Origin of the sequence: Bacteroides clarus YIT 12056, assembly GCF_900129655.1 — a bacterium.
GTDB lineage: Bacteria > Bacteroidota > Bacteroidia > Bacteroidales > Bacteroidaceae > Bacteroides > Bacteroides clarus.
Window position 1 is genome coordinate 36,936 of the sequence record NZ_FQWK01000010.1, and the last position, 15,841, is coordinate 52,776.

The following is a 15,841-nucleotide window of genomic DNA, read 5'->3' on the forward strand; positions in this document are numbered from 1 at the left end:
ATTAAGTAAGTATGAGTAAATTCATTGAAATCCCTGTTAACGAGGAAAAATGTATCATTAATCTTGATGCTATTCAAAGTGTACATCCTTTAAAAGAAGGTGGTTGCGAAATTTCTTTCCTCGAAGGTTATTTGAAGCGTATTATAACCAAACTTCCCTATTCTGAGTTACTAAAACTCATTTGGAAATAATCACTTCTTTTCTGTATATCGGAATTGAGAACAGTTTGATAATTACTATACAAGGTTCTCTCCCGGTATCGCTCTTACTGACAAATCTACCATTCTCAGGAAGTATGCTTACTTGCTTTTCTATAATTGCTTTCATAGGTTAATCTTTTTACCATAATTATTACGCCTTCCTCGAAACAACTCTTTAAAAACTTTCCAAAAAAGGTATAATATAAAGGGAAGTAATACTATTGAGAGGAGTGTTTGCAACACAAAATTCACTGACAATGCATCAATCGCATACTCGATTGGCGAATCTTTAATGTAATCTATTATTTCATTCATTTTCTCTCTATTTTTAATTAATATTCGTGCCCCGATAAGCTCTCTCTGCTCTTCTCAACGGAGTTATCAGCTATTGTACTTCACTACATGACCGTTCGGGGCGTGTCGGCTTCTCATTTCGCACCGTTGCAAATCTTTCGCTCGTTCTGAACTCCCATTCAGACATCATCGCAAATTCTTGCTACTCCGGGTATCTCTCGCGTCCTCTATGTTGGGTTTGAGGGTAAGCGCCAGTATCGCTTTCTGGAACGGACTACTTAGGGCAATCACTCCATCTTGTTCTCTATCTCCCATCAAAGGATAGGCTCAAAGACCGGATAGAGATTTATTTCTACTTTTTCAGAATATCTAAAAGCAACTCTTTATCCGCTTCCCAAAGATTGTAGCCTTTAGCAATCTTTCTTCTGAGATATTCACATTCACCAATCATGGAGATTGCCTTTTCTCTCAAATCGCTTGCGCTCCATTTTTCGGCTTGGTCTATCAAGAAGTTAGAAAGGCATTTACGTTCCTCGTAAAGTTCACGTACTGATACAGTCTTTCGTTCTATCTCTTTAAGTGCGGTTGGATTCTCAATCCACAGCTTACAAAAAGCGTCTTTATCAAGGTCTGTATTCATGTAGCATTCCTCAACCTCTGCATAACCCTCAACCGATAGTTTTAATCCTGTTCTCTCTTCAAATTCTTGTTGTAGCATATCTTTTGGTTTTAAGTTTATCAATTTTGGGAAAGCTGCCCGGTGAAGGGTAAAGTGTCCGCTTGCTATCACGAACCCTCGCGGCTTTTATCACCGGTATAGCACTGACCTTTTCTGCAGCTTTGTTTATATTTAGTCGCCTACGTAACGAGAACCGAAAGCACCTTTGCTGTTTGGATTGTAGTAGGCGGAAGATGGAGCGTTGAAGCAATCGTAAGTACTTCTTCTTTCCGGTTGTATTAAAGCAGCTTGCATAGCTTCTTTCTCTGCTTTTCTTGCTTCTTCATCAGCGATACGCTTCTTTTCATTAGCCCAAGCAACTTTCATGCAGTCACCGAAAGTCTGTACACCGTGAGTAAGCTGGTATAGCTTGAAATACTTTCTGTATATCTCATGAGCCGTTTTCATAATCTTGCGTAAATCGTACTTTTTCATTGTCTTACTCCTTTTTAGGTATATTGTTTTTTTGGTTATCTCGACAAAACTCGCTTACTTTGCTGTTGTTGTTATTGTTGATGATGCAAAGATAGATTTAATATCTAATTCAACAAACAACAAATCTAATTATTTTTAGATATTAACTCTAATTAACTCTATTATGGCTGGATTAAAAGAACGACTATCCCATTTTATTGATTATACTGGTTTAACCGTTCAAATGTTTGAAAAGACTGTTGGATTAAGCAATGGCGCAGTATCTAAAATGGGAGACAACACCAGGCGTTCAACGATAGATAAAATATCTAATTTCTTTCATGATTTAAATACAAACTGGTTGTTAACGGGAGAAGGAGAGATGCTCATCGGAGAATATCCAACAGGAAATGAAATTACTATACACAAAAATTATGCTCCTAAATCACGTGAAATTCAGTACGATTATAAGCTTATACCTATCGTACATATTGATAGCGTTGGGGGAATGCACTCCCCGAATGCCATCATAGGGGAGCCCCAATATATAGAAGGATATGCCCCTTTCACCGATGCCAAAGAAGGAGACATTTGCATTATACAATCTGGAAATAGTATGGTGCCTACCTGCCCGTCAGGTAGCCTTTTACTGCTTCGCCAAGTCTTAAATTGGCAAGAATATTTCGGTTATGGTAATATTTTCGTTATCGAACTTACCGATGGCCGCCGAATTACTAAAGAAGTATCACGCTATAATGAAAATCCTAATGAATACATCTGGTGTATATCTCACAATGCCAATGTACCGGATGAAGAACTTCCTAAAAGCATGATTAAGTCTGTTTGGAAAGTCATCAAAATACAAATAGACAAAGGATGGTAAATACAATTTAAAAGTTATAAATTAGTACAATATTATTATGAAAAATGTAATTATCATGGCGTTGACTGCCATATTCATTCTATCAGGGTGTAAATCAAAAGAAGAAAAAGCATTGGAAATAATCAAAAATGAAATGTTCAAAACATTATATGATTTTGAGAGCTATCAGCCGATAGAAACCAAAGTAGATAGTGCTTTTTTATCAGTCTATACTGATTCAGTCATTATTAAATATGGATATATTCTCAATGAATTTTTGAAAGATGCAAATGAGGCTTTAAAGGAAATAAAAGAAGCACACAGCAGCATGGATATATGGAGTGATTCTTATTCAGAATATGGAAGAGAACAATACTATAAAGCAAAAGAAAAAGCTGATAAAGAACTCAAAAAGGCTAATTTATATATTGAAATAATGAATGCTCAATCTGATACCATAAAACAACTTGCGCAAAACATCAAGCCTGAATTCTATGGATGGAAAGTTACGCACAAATTTAGATGCAAAACAAAAGGAGGTAATTCTACAATTGGTAACTATATCTATTATTTCGATAGAAACGTAAAAAATATAATTTACCAAGAAGATACTGAAGATGAAGATTTGGCAAAAGTCAAAAACTTAATTAAAGAAGCTATTGAAAAAGAAGCAACAGAGAATGAAAAAACTAATCACAACAATATAGAAGAATAATTTTTACATAATAATAAACTTTTAATATTTCCAATACTATGGATTTTAAAGACACTATTAAACAGCTCGCAGATAGAATCGAAAAGCTGAAAGAAAACATTCAGACAGAAGAAGCAACAAAAAATGCTTTTATCATGCCCTTTATTAATACTCTCGGATATGATGTATTCAATCCTTTGGAAGTACTTCCTGAGATGACATGTGATATCGGTACAAAAAAAGGAGAAAAGATTGATTATGCTATTATGAAAGACGACCAACCTATTCTTTTGATTGAATGCAAACATTGGAAACAAGACTTAAATCTGCATGACAACCAACTGTTACGCTATTTCAATGTATCAAAAGCTAAATTCGGTCTTTTAACCAATGGCATTATTTACCGATTCTATACTGATTTAAAAGAGCCTAACATAATGGATGATAAGCCATTTCTGGAAGTAGATATCACTGATTTAAGAGACAATCAAATTGAAGAATTGAAGAAATTCCACAAATCATATTTTGACATAGACAATATTTTGAACTCAGCTAGTGAATTAAAATATATGGGAGAACTAAAAGCTATCATACAAGAAGAATTCTCCTCTCCTAGTACTGATTTCGTAAAAATGTTTGCCACAAAAGTTTATGATGGTAGAATGCTTCAAAACATAATAGATCAGTTCACACCTTTGGTTAAACGCGCCATTTCTTCACATATCAACGATATTATTAATGACCGTTTGAAAGGAGCTTTGACTGTCAGTGATTCCAAAGTAGAGGAAAGTCAAACAAAGAATCCTGGAACTACAACAGAAGAAACTGAAGCAGAAGCAATCACAGAATCTAAGATTGTTACCACAGAAGAGGAATTGGATGCATACAGAATCGTAAAAGCTATTTGTAGAAAGAAAGTGGATATATCTCGTATAGTATACCGTGATGCACAGACTTACTTCAGCATTTTACTTGACGATAATAACCGTAAACCTATTTGTCGTATGTACTTTAATACAGCTACTAAATATGTAGCCACTATTGATGAAAACAAAAAAGATGTAAAACATATCATTGAGAATCTAGATGACATCTATAATTATGAGGATGATTTCTTTAAGGCAATTGATATGTATGAGCACAAAGATTAATGTTATTGTGATATTATGAACAATATAATTGCTAACTGCTTATGTCAGTGGAAAAACCCAAAACACTGCTCCCTTACCCCCACCTGTAAAGGTTGGGGATGCCGGTTCCTTGGTACTCCCATAGAGGAACTACCGACCACTGACAAGGAGAAAGCAAAGTTGTTCTCCAAAGTGTATCGGGAAGCCAGAAACAAGGGCGTTCTTGAGTGCCCACATTATCGTTCTTTGTTCATTGATGAAGTGCTTGAAAACATAAATGAAAGTAACGTAACATTACAAAACATGAATTGATTTTTCTCGTTTATTGTCGGACACCTATCTCAGCTAACCTGCAAAGAAGTGATACACAGATTACAGCAATATTTCCAATACTATAAGTCTAGTTTAGTTTTTGTGTAAGCACTTCCTTCGTAAGCGAACGTTGGAAGTGCTTTTATTTATAGGCTTTGCCGGCAAAATAAAAAAAGCCGTTAAATATGAATAAAAAAAAGGCAGAACACATTTTTAATAACCTTTGATACATTTTTTCAAAGAGAATACAGTAAATACCACTTCTTTTGTATATCCGTATTTTAACTATTAAATATTTATATTATGAAGACCAAAATTCTATTCATGTTACTTTTTATTACAAGTTTTCCTGTTTTCGCACAAGAAGCCTCTTCAGACCGCTGGACAATGCAGGATGATGGTTCTATTCAATGGAAAACTTGTACGAACCTTCCTCATAATGATCATCTTGAAATGAGCGGGCAGATGATTTCGGTGGTCCTACACTATGGAGTGAATTCCCAACAGCAATTCAACTTACAACGTACCCTTATATTCCCAATGTTACGGCATCAACCCAATAAAACGCATAATCACTTAAAACATGATATATATACTGACATTCCATCAATGGTAACTATGGGTGAACAGAATATCATACTCCACTCCGGAAACACCAAGAGCATCAATTTTAACGGTATCATGCGTATAGAAAGCGACTACACTTATACTCTACGTCGTAAAGATTACAAAGACGCCATCCATCTTACAAGTATTTTTTATCCTTCCGCAACAGAACCTTACTATATAGAAGAATATAAGTTTAAGAATAACAGTCCCAATACCATCACTTTACGTATCCCAGACTGGCGTCTAAGCTATACCAGCCCTGAAGAAATTGGCATTGACGGCGCTTATCGTATGGAAGCAACTCTTTCGAAGAGCGGTTCTTATGAATTGAATCCGGGCGATACATTAGATTTTTACGCTCTTTTTTCCGCTGAAAAGATGTCTGATATTAAGAAAAAGGGCGCACTTACTCCTACTGATATTGATGTCGCAGCAGAATATGGCAAACGTAAAGCGCTCATTGACGAATGGTGGGGTAATTTTATCTTAGACACTCCTGATAAAGTATTGAATCGTATGTTTGCTTTCGCTAAATTACGTGGAGTAGAGAGCATATATCGTACTAAAGGCGGCCTAATGCATGGTCCCGGCGGTGCCAGCTATTATGCCGCCGTTTGGGCTAACGACCAAGCAGAATACATCAACCCTTTCTTTCCATTTTTAGGATATGAAGTAGGTAATGAATCTGCTTTAAACTGTTATCGCCATTTTGCCAGATTCATGAATCCGGAATACAAACCCATACCAAGTTCTATCATCTCTGAAGGTGTAGGTATATGGCACGGTGCCAAAGACCGCGGTGATGGAGCAATGATTGCTTATGGTGCAGCCCGCTATGCGCTTGCATTGGGAAAAAAAGAAGTAGCGCGCGAACTTTGGCCGTTAATAGAATGGTGTCTGGAATACTGCAGACGCCAACTGACTCCTGATGGAGTAGTAGCTTCAGACTCCGATGAACTGGAAAATCGTTTTCCTGCAGGTGAAGCCAACCTGAATACATCTTCATTGTATTATGACGCACTCCGTTCAGCCGTATATTTAGGTCATGAACTAAATATTCCTCAGAAACAAATACAGGATTATACTAAACGTGCAGAAGCTATGGAAAAAGCAATCGAATCCTATTTCGGATATGAAATGCATGGCTTTCACACTTATCGTTACTATAAAGGAAATACAGTACTTCGTTCTTGGATCTGTACACCGTTATCCATGGGAATCTATACACGTGCCCAAGGAACGGTAGACGCCTTATTTTCCCGCCTTTGGACGAAAGACGGATTGCTGACTCAAGAAGGAGAGAAAACATTTTGGGATCGTTCAACCTTATACGCTTTACGAGGTACACTGGCTGCAGGTGAATTAGAGAAAGGAATGCGTTTTCTTAAGGAGTATTCACAACGCCGTTTACTGGGAGAACATGTCCCTTATCCAATCGAAGCATGGCCGGAAGGCGACCAGCGCCATCTCTCAGCAGAAGGTGGAATGTACTGCCGTATCTACAGTGAAGGATTATTGGGTATACGTCCAACCGGTTTTCGAAACTTTGAGATGACTCCCCGTATTCCAAAATATTGGAATTATATGAACTTAAATAAAATACATGCTTTTCAATCAGATTTTGATATTAGGATTTCTCGTATAGATAAAAATCAATTAAATGTGAAAGTTATGAACGGCAAGGAAACTATTATTGATAAAAACATTAAAGAAGGACAGACAATCAAGGTGAAATTATAGTAATCCGAACGAAACTAAGAATTGATTAAAACAGAAGTAATTTTTCACAAGTAAAACACTTTTAAAGGCCAACTAATTCGTAATGAATTAGTTGGCTAATTTCATAATATTTTCCGATTATCCCTACATATATACAACTAATTTCCTCAATGTCCTTTTTCCTGACTCATTTTCATAAACTCTTCTACTGTTCTGGTATAAATATTATCCCTCTTATTATAATAAACAATACTCATTAAGTTTGCCATATTCAAGACAACAGTACTTTCATTTTCCCTATTATATAAAAATATAGCAGAACCGCATTCACCTATATAATTATAATCCTGGTCTGTGTATTCCACACTGTTTTGCATTGTGATATGGAATCTTTGTTCATTGCTTTTCTTATCCAAATTCGCATTATATATGCCTAAAAGGACCATACAAGTAAGAATTGATATGAACAAAATAATTGCAGCAACCAAGTTATGGTAGACTTTCACTATCCGGAATCTGACTTTTCTATATGAGCGTAAATATAAACCGGCGCAAGGAAAACAAAGCATCAATAAGAAAACAATCCAAAAGTATTTATATTTAGTTTCTATTGCTCCAATATAAATATTAAAAGGAATAATAATAGATGAAATAACAAATATTATAGGTATAGACAATAAATCTCTATGAAAACTTTCTTTCGCATCTTTTTGGTCATAGTATTTATTTATAACTCTCTTTTTACGTTTACAACGATGTATAATAGATAATACTTTATTTATACAGGCATTTTGGACTTTGATATTCTTTAGTTTTTTGAATTCATAAAGAAATCTTTTTTGAGGAACTCGGGATAGAAATTGTAAGCCAAAGAAAGCCAAAGAAAGCATAACTACTATAAGAATAGGAGTTAAAGTAGAAACCAATACTTCCGCCAGAGTGATGTACGAGGTTATATTAATACCAAATTGATAATAATACACCATATAGTATGCAAATCCTATAATATATACAATCAGAGCTAAAACAGGAAGTATTTGTATTACATAAGTTTTTATCCAATTTTGTGTTGCCATAAATATTGATTTATCCACCATTAACCTATTCCCACGAACCGCCCGCCTATCTAAAGACTTGAGTCATCGGACGTCCTATCCACACTTGCGGCTGCCGCAATCCGAATATATAGGCTATGGTGGAAGCCACATCGTACTGCATCATGCTCTCGTGGAACACCCCATTTTTCCTCACGTTTTTACCGGAAATAATAAAAGGAGTCTCCATCTCCTGCATTGTCTTACCGCCATGTCCTTTCTTGATACCCCCATGATCTGCGGTAACGATAAATATTGTTTCCTTCAACATGCCGGCATCCTTTACCGCCTGTACGATGCGTCCGACATAACTATCGAGCTCCTTCAACTTGGCATAATATTCGGGCGTATCATGACCTGCCTTATGCCCCACATGATCCGGATTATCGAAACAAACGGCAAGCAACGTCGGTTGTTTCTCCTTAATATAGTTCTCGGCCATGCTGCACAACGCTTCGGGATATTGATTATAATCCGGCGCTTTCGCATAATGGCTCAACGATAGAGTATCCACAAGATATTTAATGCCGTTCCACTCATACAAACAACCTATTTCAGCTTCCGGCCGGGCATCTCTCAACTGTTGAAAGATAGTGGGAAATATACCGTGTCCATTTAATATGCGCGAAGGCAATTCGGGAGTTTTGGAACCCCATTCCGTATATCCGTGCAATTCAGGTCCGGCACCCATAAACATAGATGCCCAGTTTACAGCACTGGAAGAGGGTAACACAGAGCGTTTTTCCAAAGTATAAGAACCCTCTGCCATTAATTGTTTGATATGGGGAATGTCAGCTTTGGGAACACTGTAAGCCCCCCAGCCATCCAACCCGATTAACACTACATGCTTGGCTTTACTCTTGGCCGAACACGGAATAGCAAGAAAACACGCTGCAATGAGGAGTAAAAACAGCGGAACGATTACTTTTTTCATAGATATTTTCTTTATGGTTTACAAAAATAGCAACAACGCATGAAATAACCAAATATATACAAACCTACTTCGCGGCCTCATGCGCATGTTCAGCTTCCATCGCCTCGGTTTGGGTCTTATGAACTGTGCCGTGCGAGTGCTCAACGGAAGCATAAATCGGTTTGTACCCGTCCACAGGGTGGTACGGAAATTCTCAAAAGTGCTTGTCGGTATTCATAATCCAATACTAATTCAAGTATACTTTGAGATATAAAAACCATTCGGAACCGCCGTATCACCGATACCGGTATATCGTTACCCAAGAAGGGGATATCTCCTTCAGAATACCCCCTTCCGTCATACAAACGCTTTAATGCACCGTTACACCGGCGTATTAAAGCCGCTTATTGCTTCTTATATCCGCATTTAGGACATACCCCTTCCTCATTCAGCGAAATGCCGCACAAAGGACAACGTTCGATATCATTCTTCGTATCGAACTCGGCCGAACCTGTATTCACGCCGCTGGTAAAGGTAATCTTGGCAATGTTCAGTTTCTCTTTCAGCAGGTCGTACACGATTTTAATCATGCCTTCCACAGTCATGGTTTCCTTGGTCACCACCAAACGGCAGTCGGGATACGCGGTGGCGAGCGGAGTTTTGAACGCTTCACCTTTCATCTTGTTCTGAGGATGACCGTTCTTGATACCCTGTTTTTCATAAACGTCGAGAATTGCAAATTTTTCGCAATAAAAGACATATAAAATTCCAAATTCAAAGGAAATATAAAGAATCAGGCAAGTTCTCCCCATTCGTTTCAACCCTTTCGTCTTTTCATTGTTATACTGATAAACGGTAATTATATGGACTCCCAACTCTCGGACATACGAAAAGAATATAAGAAAGGCAAGCTCACCCGTAACACCATCTCGGAGAACCCTTTCGAGCAATTCGCCCGCTGGCTCGACGATGCCCTGCATTGCGGCGAGGACGAACCTACGGCCATGATTGCGGCCACCGTCTCGCCCGACGGCCGCCCCTCTACCCGCACCGTCCTGCTGAAAGGCGTGGAAAACGGCCGATTCATCTTCTTCACCAACTACGAAAGCCGCAAGGGAAGGCAGCTCGCGGCCAATCCCCACATCTCCCTCTCTTTCGTCTGGCATAAGCTGGAGAGACAGGTACACATCGAGGGTATAGCGGAGAGATGCGCTCCCCGTGAATCGGACGCCTACTTCTCCACCCGACCCTACAAAAGCCGGATCGGCGCAAGAATATCCCCGCAAAGCCGCGTTATCGGCAGCCGGATGGAAATCATCCGCGCCTTTGTAAAAGAAGCCGCCAAACTGGCCGGACAAACCGTGCAGCGTCCCGACAACTGGGGCGGCTTTGCCGTCACCCCCACCCGCTTCGAGTTCTGGCAGGGACGTGAAAGCAGACTGCACGACCGCTTCCGATACACGCTCCGCGAGGCGGCTCCCGTTCCCGCATGGACAATACTCCGCCTTGCCCCCTGACCGGGCATCCGGCTCTTATATCCTACAAATAAACCTTAAAATGAAAAACAAACTCATAACGCTGCTGTTAGAGGGAAAAACTTAAAAGAAGATAGTTATGAATTATGGAATCAGTGTTCTCTTTCGCGCCATCCCACTGTTGATGGCCTTGTTTTGTTTTGGTTACGGAGCTTTCGTGCTCGGCATGGGAACAGACCCGGCCAGGTACGTTGCCGGCCCGGTAGTGATGTCATTGGGAATGATATGCATCGCCTTGTTCGCGACGGCGGCAACCATTATCCGGCAAATAATCCACACGTATAACACGGTCGCCAAATACGCCCTGCCCGTTCTTGGCTATCTGGCTGCCCTGCTCACGTTCATCTACGGCTGGGAATACTTCAGCGAAGCCCCTACCGCCGGACATTTCGTAGCCGGACACGTCATCTGCGGCGTAGCCTTCATCACCGCTTGCGTGGCCACCACCGCCACTTCGTCCACCCGCTTCACCCTTATCCCCGCCAACTCCGACGCTACGGGTCACGACACACCCCCGCAGGCCTTCAGCGCCATACAGGGCAACATTCTCATCGCCGTTGCAGCGCTGCTGGCACTCACCGCCTGGATATGGACTATCTGGCTGCTTGCCAAGAGCGACGTTCACAACGCCTACTACATTGCCGGACACGTCATGGCAGGCATCTCCTGCATCTGCACCAGTCTCGTGGCGTTGGTGGCGACCATCGTACGCCAGATACGTAACAGCTACTCGCACCCCGAACGCAAATGGTGGCCTGCCGTGGTACTCGCGATGGGCACTCTCGGCATCCTCTGGGGCTTGCTGGTAACGACCGAACACAATCCCGCCAAATCATCCATCGGTTATATCATGATAGGCTTAGGACTGGTTTGTTACAGCATCTCGAGCAAAGTCATACTGCTTGCGGCCATCTGGCGCAACATCTTCAAGCTGGCCAACCGCATCCCGCTGATACCGGTATTCACCGCCTTGGCCTGCCTGTTCCTCTCCGCTTTCCTCTTCGAGATGGCGGGCATGCACGAGGCTTACTTCGTACCCGCGCGCGTACTGGCAGGCTTGGGCGGCATTTGTTTCACGCTATTCTCCATAGTCAGCATACTGGAAAGCGGTACCTCAAAAGGGTAGCCGCTTATCCCGCAATCTCTACGTCGGTAAAGATGTCCACACTCTCGGCATGATGCGCCACGTAGGCCGCCGGCCCCGTATCGCCCGATTTCATGATGTCGTACACCACGTCCGTCTTGTTCTTGCCCGTAATCAGGAATACAATCTTCCTCGCGTTGAACAGCAGACACCCCGTCATGGCGATGCGCGGCTGCCCGTTATACGGATTCACGCTCGCCTCGTACGGATGGAAGGAAGACAGCAGATACTCCTGTCCGGGGAAGATGGACGACGTATGCCCGTCATCTCCGGCTCCCAGCAGTACCAGGTCGAACGCCGGGAAGCCCCGCCGCAGAGGAACCGTGCCGAACACCAGGTCTGAGTAACGCTTCGCCTCTTTCTCCGGATGGCGGCAAGCGCCGTCGATGGGAAACACAAACTCATCCGGCATACCCACCTCTCTCAGCAGCAGCCGCAGCATGGTGCCGTAGTTGCTGTCCGAGTCTTTGACGGGTACGCAACGCTCGTCCACCCAGAAGATGCGCATCCGCATCCACGGAGTTTCTTTCTTGAACTCATGCGCCCAAATGTCAAACATAAGGGAAGGCGTCGTCCCCCCACTGAAAGCAATGTGGAAGATTCGCTCCGGCTCCCGGTTCATCATGTCTATTATGTACCGGATAAGAGCCCGTGAGGTCGAAGTCGCGGCAGGATATATATAACTTTTCATAATTCGCAATATTCATCGGTATTCATCAAATTCTTGCACGGGTTCGTCCATTCGGCTCCGTGCTCGCGCATCATCGCTTCACTTTCCAGAGGACCCCAGGTTCCTACGGGATAACCGTACAGCGGCGCGTCGGGATGCTCCTGCCAGAATTTCAGTACGGGATCGAAGAAACGCCATGACGCGTCCACGGCATCGCTGCGCGTAAAGAGTGTCTGGTCGCCCTGTATGCAGTCCTCTATCAAGCGAGCATACGCGTCGCCGGTGGGCAGTCCGCCCAGGTCGGAATAGCTGAAGTCCATCATCACCTGCTTCACGTCGAAGCCCGGTCCCGGAACCTTCATGCCGAATTTCAGCACGATGCCCTCGTTGGGTTGCAGGCGCAAAATCAGTTTGTTGGCACGCGGGCAGTGGCCGCCCTCGCAACGGAACATCTGGTGGGGCGTCTCACGGAAGTGCACCACGATTTCGGTCACTTTCGTCGGCATCTGCTTCCCGGTACGGATATAGAAAGGCACGCCGCTCCAACGCCAGTTGTCGATACCAATCTTCATGGCGATGTACGTTTCCGTACGTGAGTCGGGAGCCACATTCTTCTCCTCGCGATAGCCGGGCTTGGTGGCGGATGCGGTATATTGCCCGCGCACGATATGCTCGTTCAGGTCTTCCTCGGTGAGCGGAGAGAGCGATTCGTACACTTTCACCACCTCGTTGCGGAAGTTATCGGCATTGAACACCGCGGGCGGTTCCATGGCAGTGAGCGCCACCAGTTGAATAAGGTGGTTCTGCACCATATCGCGCAATGCTCCGGCTCCCTCGTAGAAGCCGCCGCGCTGCTCGATGCCCAGATTCTCCACAGCCGTTATCTCTACGTAGTCGATGTAGTTACGGTTCCAAAGCGGCTCGAAAATACCGTTGGCGAAGCGGAACGCCAGAATGTTCTGCGCGGTTTCCTTGCCCAAAAAGTGGTCGATACGGTAAATCTGGTGCTCCTCGAACACCGAGGCATAGATACGGTTCAGCTCGCGCGCCGAGTCCAAATCATAGCCGAAAGGCTTCTCCACGATGATGCGCGTATGAGGACGGTTCAGTCCCGCAGCCTTCAGGTGCAGAGGAATCACGCCGTACAGCGACGGCGGAGTGGCCAGGTAGTACAACATGCCGTCCGGCTCCTGCTCGCCCGTCAGCTCCTGCAGGCGGGCGGCCAGCTTGCCGTAATCGGCGGCTTCGGCGGGATTGAGCGAGAGATAGTGCAGACGGTCGCAGAAGTCGGCCATGCGGTTGTCCGCATGCTCTTCCGGGGCTACAAAACGCTCCATCTCCGTCCGTATATAGGTACGGTAGGTATCATCCTGATATTCGGTACGTCCGATACCTAAAACAGCGAAATCTTCCGGTAAGCGGTTATCCTTGTACAGCGCATACAGTGCCGGCATCAGCTTTCGCTTCGTCAGGTCGCCGGAAGCGCCGAAAATTATCATCACAAATTTACTCATAGCTTTATGTTTGTTTTTTTGGGGGGCATTTCAGTAATCTTTCTCCGAGAGGGGGCTACACGTTGTAGGTTCCCGACTTCGTATCTCCGCCGTGTCCCGTCCAGTTTTCGTGGAAGAATTGTCCTCGCAGTTCGTCCACACGCTCAAAGGTGTGCGCTCCGAAATAGTCGCGCTGCGCCTGAATCATGTTGGCCGGCAGCTTGGCCGACACGAGCGAGTAGAAATAGTTCAATGCCGACGAGAAGGCGGGAACCGGAAGTTCCTCTTTCATGGCCTGCGCCACCAGATGTTTCCAGCCGGAAAGCAGTTGCTTCATCTCGTTGCTGAAATAGGGAGCGAGCAGAAGATGCTGCGGTTTCCCTGCCTGCTCGAAAGCGGCGGCGATGTCATTCAGGAAGATGCTGCGGATGATGCAGCCGCCACGCCACATACGGGCTATGGAAGCCAGGTCGAGGTTCCACCCGAAAGCGTCCGAGGCGCGTTGCAGTACGGCGAAGCCCTGTGCATAGGACACCAGCTTGGACGCGTACAGCGCCGAATAGATGTCTTTCACCATTTCGGGCTTGTTGTACACCACATCCGTGCGCTGGCACACAAAATGCTTGGCGGCCGATTCCCTCAGGCTTTTCTGCGCCGACAGGCTGCGTTCGAATACCGCCGTGGCAATCAGTCCCAGCGGCATGCCCAGCTCCATCGCGTTGATTACCGACCACTTGCCAGTACCTTTCTGTCCGGCGGTATCCAGAATTTTATCTATCAGATAGCCGCCCGACTTATCCTTGTGCCGCAGGATGTTGGCCGTAATCTCAATGAGATAGCTGCGCAACTTGCCCTCGTTCCAAGTCGAAAAGACGGAAGACATTTCCTCGTTATTCAGTTGCAGCAGGTTCTTCATCACCCAGTAGGCTTCCGAGATGAGCTGCATGTCGCCGTATTCGATGCCGTTGTGAATCATCTTGACAAAGTGTCCCGAACCCGCCGGGCCCACCCACTGGCAGCACGGCGTGCCGTCGGACGCTTTGGCGGCGATGCTTTGCAGAATCGGTTTCACCTCGTCCCAAGCGGTCACCGAACCGCCCGGCATGATGGAAGCGCCGTTCAGCGCGCCCTCTTCACCGCCGGACACGCCTGCGCCCACAAAACGGAATCCTTTTTCTTCGGCCAACGCCACGCGGCGGTTGGTATCTTCGTAGTTGGAGTTGCCGCCGTCTATCAGTATATCGCCCGGCGAGAGCAACGGAAACAGTTGTTCCATCAGTTCGTCCACGGCACTGCCTGCACGAACCATCATCATTATTTTACGCGGCGCGGCCACCGACTCCACAAAACGGGCTATATCCGTATAGCCGCGAATGCTCTTACCACGTGCGCGGCCGTTGATAAAACGGTCTACCACACCTTCTTCAATCCCCGGAACCGTACGGTTGTAAACCGATACCTGCCAGCCTTTATCCGCCATATTCAACGCCAGATTCTCACCCATTACGGCCAGCCCTATTAGTCCAATGTCAGTTTTATTTAAATTCTCCATATATTGATACTTGTAAAATTTATCTTTATAGTTGAAACAATATGTGCCCGCTATTTGTTCATGTCAAGTTTGAAATTATTCCATATTTTTTTTAACTTTTGAGCAACCACTCGTTTCAAGGAAAATCAATTACAAATATCCCGGATTTACGGGCGGTTCGTCAAGCAGTGAAGCGGCGTCGAAACAGGGACACTCCTTTATCCATTCTTCGGGCTCTATCTCGCCGTTGCCGTTCAGGTCGGGACTGAGGTCGCGGTGCCCGCAAAGGCGGCTGCCGGGATAGTCTTTCAACAGTAGCAGGACGAGCGCTCTCAGGGAGTGTTTCTGAAAATCGGTACGGGTATCGGCAGGCCGTCCCCGCTCGTTCAGCCCGCCCTCGTAGCAGATGCCGACGCTGTGGGCGTTGTAGCCTCTGGCATGCGCACCGGGACGTTCCAAAGGCCGGAGCGTCTTTATATCACCGTTCTTACGGATGTAAAAATGATAAC

General features: G+C 44.3%; 16 protein-coding genes. 7 read left to right on the top strand and 9 right to left on the bottom strand.

What is annotated here, in order from left to right; genetic code table 11:
• Positions 1-11 precede the first annotated feature (11 nt).
• Entirely contained in the window at positions 12-191 is a 180-nt protein-coding gene (locus BUB52_RS15000) for a hypothetical protein (RefSeq protein ID WP_009120356.1), read from the top strand.
• A 655-nt stretch (positions 192-846) separates the two neighbouring features.
• Here the strand turns inward: BUB52_RS15000 and BUB52_RS15010 are convergent.
• The gene (locus BUB52_RS15010) at positions 847-1,212 is read right to left on the bottom strand and encodes a hypothetical protein (RefSeq protein ID WP_039950149.1); all 366 of its coding nucleotides are present in this window, start codon (positions 1,210-1,212) and stop codon (positions 847-849) included.
• A gap of 132 nt (positions 1,213-1,344) precedes the next feature.
• A complete protein-coding gene (locus BUB52_RS15015; protein WP_009120351.1) occupies positions 1,345-1,647 on the bottom strand; it encodes a hypothetical protein in 303 nt (100 codons plus the stop codon).
• A 163-nt stretch (positions 1,648-1,810) separates the two neighbouring features.
• Between BUB52_RS15015 and BUB52_RS15020 the strand changes: the two genes are divergently transcribed.
• From BUB52_RS15020 to BUB52_RS15035, 4 genes are all read left to right on the top strand, one after another.
• Positions 1,811-2,509, top strand: coding sequence for a S24 family peptidase (locus tag BUB52_RS15020; protein ID WP_009120350.1), 699 nt, complete (start codon positions 1,811-1,813; stop codon positions 2,507-2,509).
• Between the two features lie 37 nt (positions 2,510-2,546).
• The gene (locus tag BUB52_RS15025; protein ID WP_009120349.1) at positions 2,547-3,203 is read left to right on the top strand and encodes a hypothetical protein; all 657 of its coding nucleotides are present in this window, start codon (positions 2,547-2,549) and stop codon (positions 3,201-3,203) included.
• Positions 3,204-3,241: 38 nt separating this feature from the next.
• On the top strand, positions 3,242-4,333 hold the full coding sequence (locus tag BUB52_RS15030; RefSeq protein WP_009120348.1) for a type I restriction endonuclease: 1,092 nt from the start codon (positions 3,242-3,244) through the stop codon (positions 4,331-4,333).
• 594 nt (positions 4,334-4,927) lie between these two features.
• On the top strand, positions 4,928-6,973 hold the full coding sequence (locus tag BUB52_RS15035; RefSeq protein WP_009120346.1) for a glucosidase family protein: 2,046 nt from the start codon (positions 4,928-4,930) through the stop codon (positions 6,971-6,973).
• A gap of 146 nt (positions 6,974-7,119) precedes the next feature.
• Here the strand turns inward: BUB52_RS15035 and BUB52_RS15040 are convergent, their stop codons facing one another.
• From BUB52_RS15040 to BUB52_RS15050, 3 genes are all read right to left on the bottom strand, one after another.
• A complete protein-coding gene (locus BUB52_RS15040; RefSeq protein ID WP_139259736.1) occupies positions 7,120-8,028 on the bottom strand; it encodes a hypothetical protein in 909 nt (302 codons plus the stop codon).
• A gap of 46 nt (positions 8,029-8,074) precedes the next feature.
• Entirely contained in the window at positions 8,075-8,980 is a 906-nt protein-coding gene (locus tag BUB52_RS15045) for an alkaline phosphatase family protein (RefSeq protein ID WP_009120344.1), read from the bottom strand.
• 383 nt (positions 8,981-9,363) lie between these two features.
• Positions 9,364-9,771 (bottom strand): hypothetical protein, encoded by a 408-nt coding sequence (locus tag BUB52_RS15050; RefSeq protein WP_083554552.1) that lies wholly within the window; start codon positions 9,769-9,771, stop codon positions 9,364-9,366.
• A gap of 51 nt (positions 9,772-9,822) precedes the next feature.
• Here BUB52_RS15050 and pdxH point away from each other — a divergent pair, with 51 nt between their 5' ends.
• Together pdxH and BUB52_RS15060 are read left to right on the top strand one after the other, a co-directional pair.
• On the top strand, positions 9,823-10,476 hold the full coding sequence (gene pdxH, locus BUB52_RS15055) for a pyridoxamine 5'-phosphate oxidase (RefSeq protein ID WP_009120342.1): 654 nt from the start codon (positions 9,823-9,825) through the stop codon (positions 10,474-10,476).
• Positions 10,477-10,573: 97 nt separating this feature from the next.
• Positions 10,574-11,620, top strand: coding sequence for a DUF2776 family protein (locus tag BUB52_RS15060; protein ID WP_009120341.1), 1,047 nt, complete (start codon positions 10,574-10,576; stop codon positions 11,618-11,620).
• Positions 11,621-11,624: 4 nt separating this feature from the next.
• Here BUB52_RS15060 and pgl read toward each other — a convergent pair whose 3' ends face one another.
• The 4 genes from pgl to BUB52_RS15080 form a co-directional block, all read right to left on the bottom strand.
• Positions 11,625-12,329: a 6-phosphogluconolactonase gene (pgl, locus tag BUB52_RS15065; RefSeq protein ID WP_009120340.1), complete on the bottom strand. Its 705-nt coding sequence runs from the start codon at positions 12,327-12,329 to the stop codon at positions 11,625-11,627.
• The gene (gene zwf, locus BUB52_RS15070) at positions 12,326-13,822 is read right to left on the bottom strand and encodes a glucose-6-phosphate dehydrogenase (protein ID WP_009120339.1); all 1,497 of its coding nucleotides are present in this window, start codon (positions 13,820-13,822) and stop codon (positions 12,326-12,328) included. Before zwf ends, pgl begins: the two co-directional genes overlap by 4 nt.
• 55 nt (positions 13,823-13,877) lie before the next feature.
• A complete protein-coding gene (gnd, locus tag BUB52_RS15075; RefSeq protein WP_009120338.1) occupies positions 13,878-15,353 on the bottom strand; it encodes a decarboxylating NADP(+)-dependent phosphogluconate dehydrogenase in 1,476 nt (491 codons plus the stop codon).
• 129 nt (positions 15,354-15,482) lie between these two features.
• On the bottom strand, positions 15,483-15,841 hold a 359-nt coding region (locus tag BUB52_RS15080), incomplete at its 5' end, for an N-acetylmuramoyl-L-alanine amidase (protein WP_073212689.1).

What these genes read in the sequence shown, in the direction of transcription:
- BUB52_RS15000 (WP_009120356.1), top strand. Translation starts at nt 12, where the DNA reads ATGAGTAAATTCATTGAAATCCCTGTTAACGAGGAAAAATGTATCATT.
- BUB52_RS15010 (WP_039950149.1), bottom strand. Translation starts at nt 1,212, where the DNA reads ATGCTACAACAAGAATTTGAAGAGAGAACAGGATTAAAACTATCGGTT.
- BUB52_RS15015 (WP_009120351.1), bottom strand. Translation starts at nt 1,647, where the DNA reads ATGAAAAAGTACGATTTACGCAAGATTATGAAAACGGCTCATGAGATA.
- BUB52_RS15020 (WP_009120350.1), top strand. Translation starts at nt 1,811, where the DNA reads ATGGCTGGATTAAAAGAACGACTATCCCATTTTATTGATTATACTGGT.
- BUB52_RS15025 (WP_009120349.1), top strand. Translation starts at nt 2,547, where the DNA reads ATGAAAAATGTAATTATCATGGCGTTGACTGCCATATTCATTCTATCA.
- BUB52_RS15030 (WP_009120348.1), top strand. Translation starts at nt 3,242, where the DNA reads ATGGATTTTAAAGACACTATTAAACAGCTCGCAGATAGAATCGAAAAG.
- BUB52_RS15035 (WP_009120346.1), top strand. Translation starts at nt 4,928, where the DNA reads ATGAAGACCAAAATTCTATTCATGTTACTTTTTATTACAAGTTTTCCT.
- BUB52_RS15040 (WP_139259736.1), bottom strand. Translation starts at nt 8,028, where the DNA reads ATGGCAACACAAAATTGGATAAAAACTTATGTAATACAAATACTTCCT.
- BUB52_RS15045 (WP_009120344.1), bottom strand. Translation starts at nt 8,980, where the DNA reads ATGAAAAAAGTAATCGTTCCGCTGTTTTTACTCCTCATTGCAGCGTGT.
- BUB52_RS15050 (WP_083554552.1), bottom strand. Translation starts at nt 9,771, where the DNA reads ATGGGGAGAACTTGCCTGATTCTTTATATTTCCTTTGAATTTGGAATT.
- pdxH (WP_009120342.1), top strand. Translation starts at nt 9,823, where the DNA reads ATGGACTCCCAACTCTCGGACATACGAAAAGAATATAAGAAAGGCAAG.
- BUB52_RS15060 (WP_009120341.1), top strand. Translation starts at nt 10,574, where the DNA reads ATGAATTATGGAATCAGTGTTCTCTTTCGCGCCATCCCACTGTTGATG.
- pgl (WP_009120340.1), bottom strand. Translation starts at nt 12,329, where the DNA reads ATGAAAAGTTATATATATCCTGCCGCGACTTCGACCTCACGGGCTCTT.
- zwf (WP_009120339.1), bottom strand. Translation starts at nt 13,822, where the DNA reads ATGAGTAAATTTGTGATGATAATTTTCGGCGCTTCCGGCGACCTGACG.
- gnd (WP_009120338.1), bottom strand. Translation starts at nt 15,353, where the DNA reads ATGGAGAATTTAAATAAAACTGACATTGGACTAATAGGGCTGGCCGTA.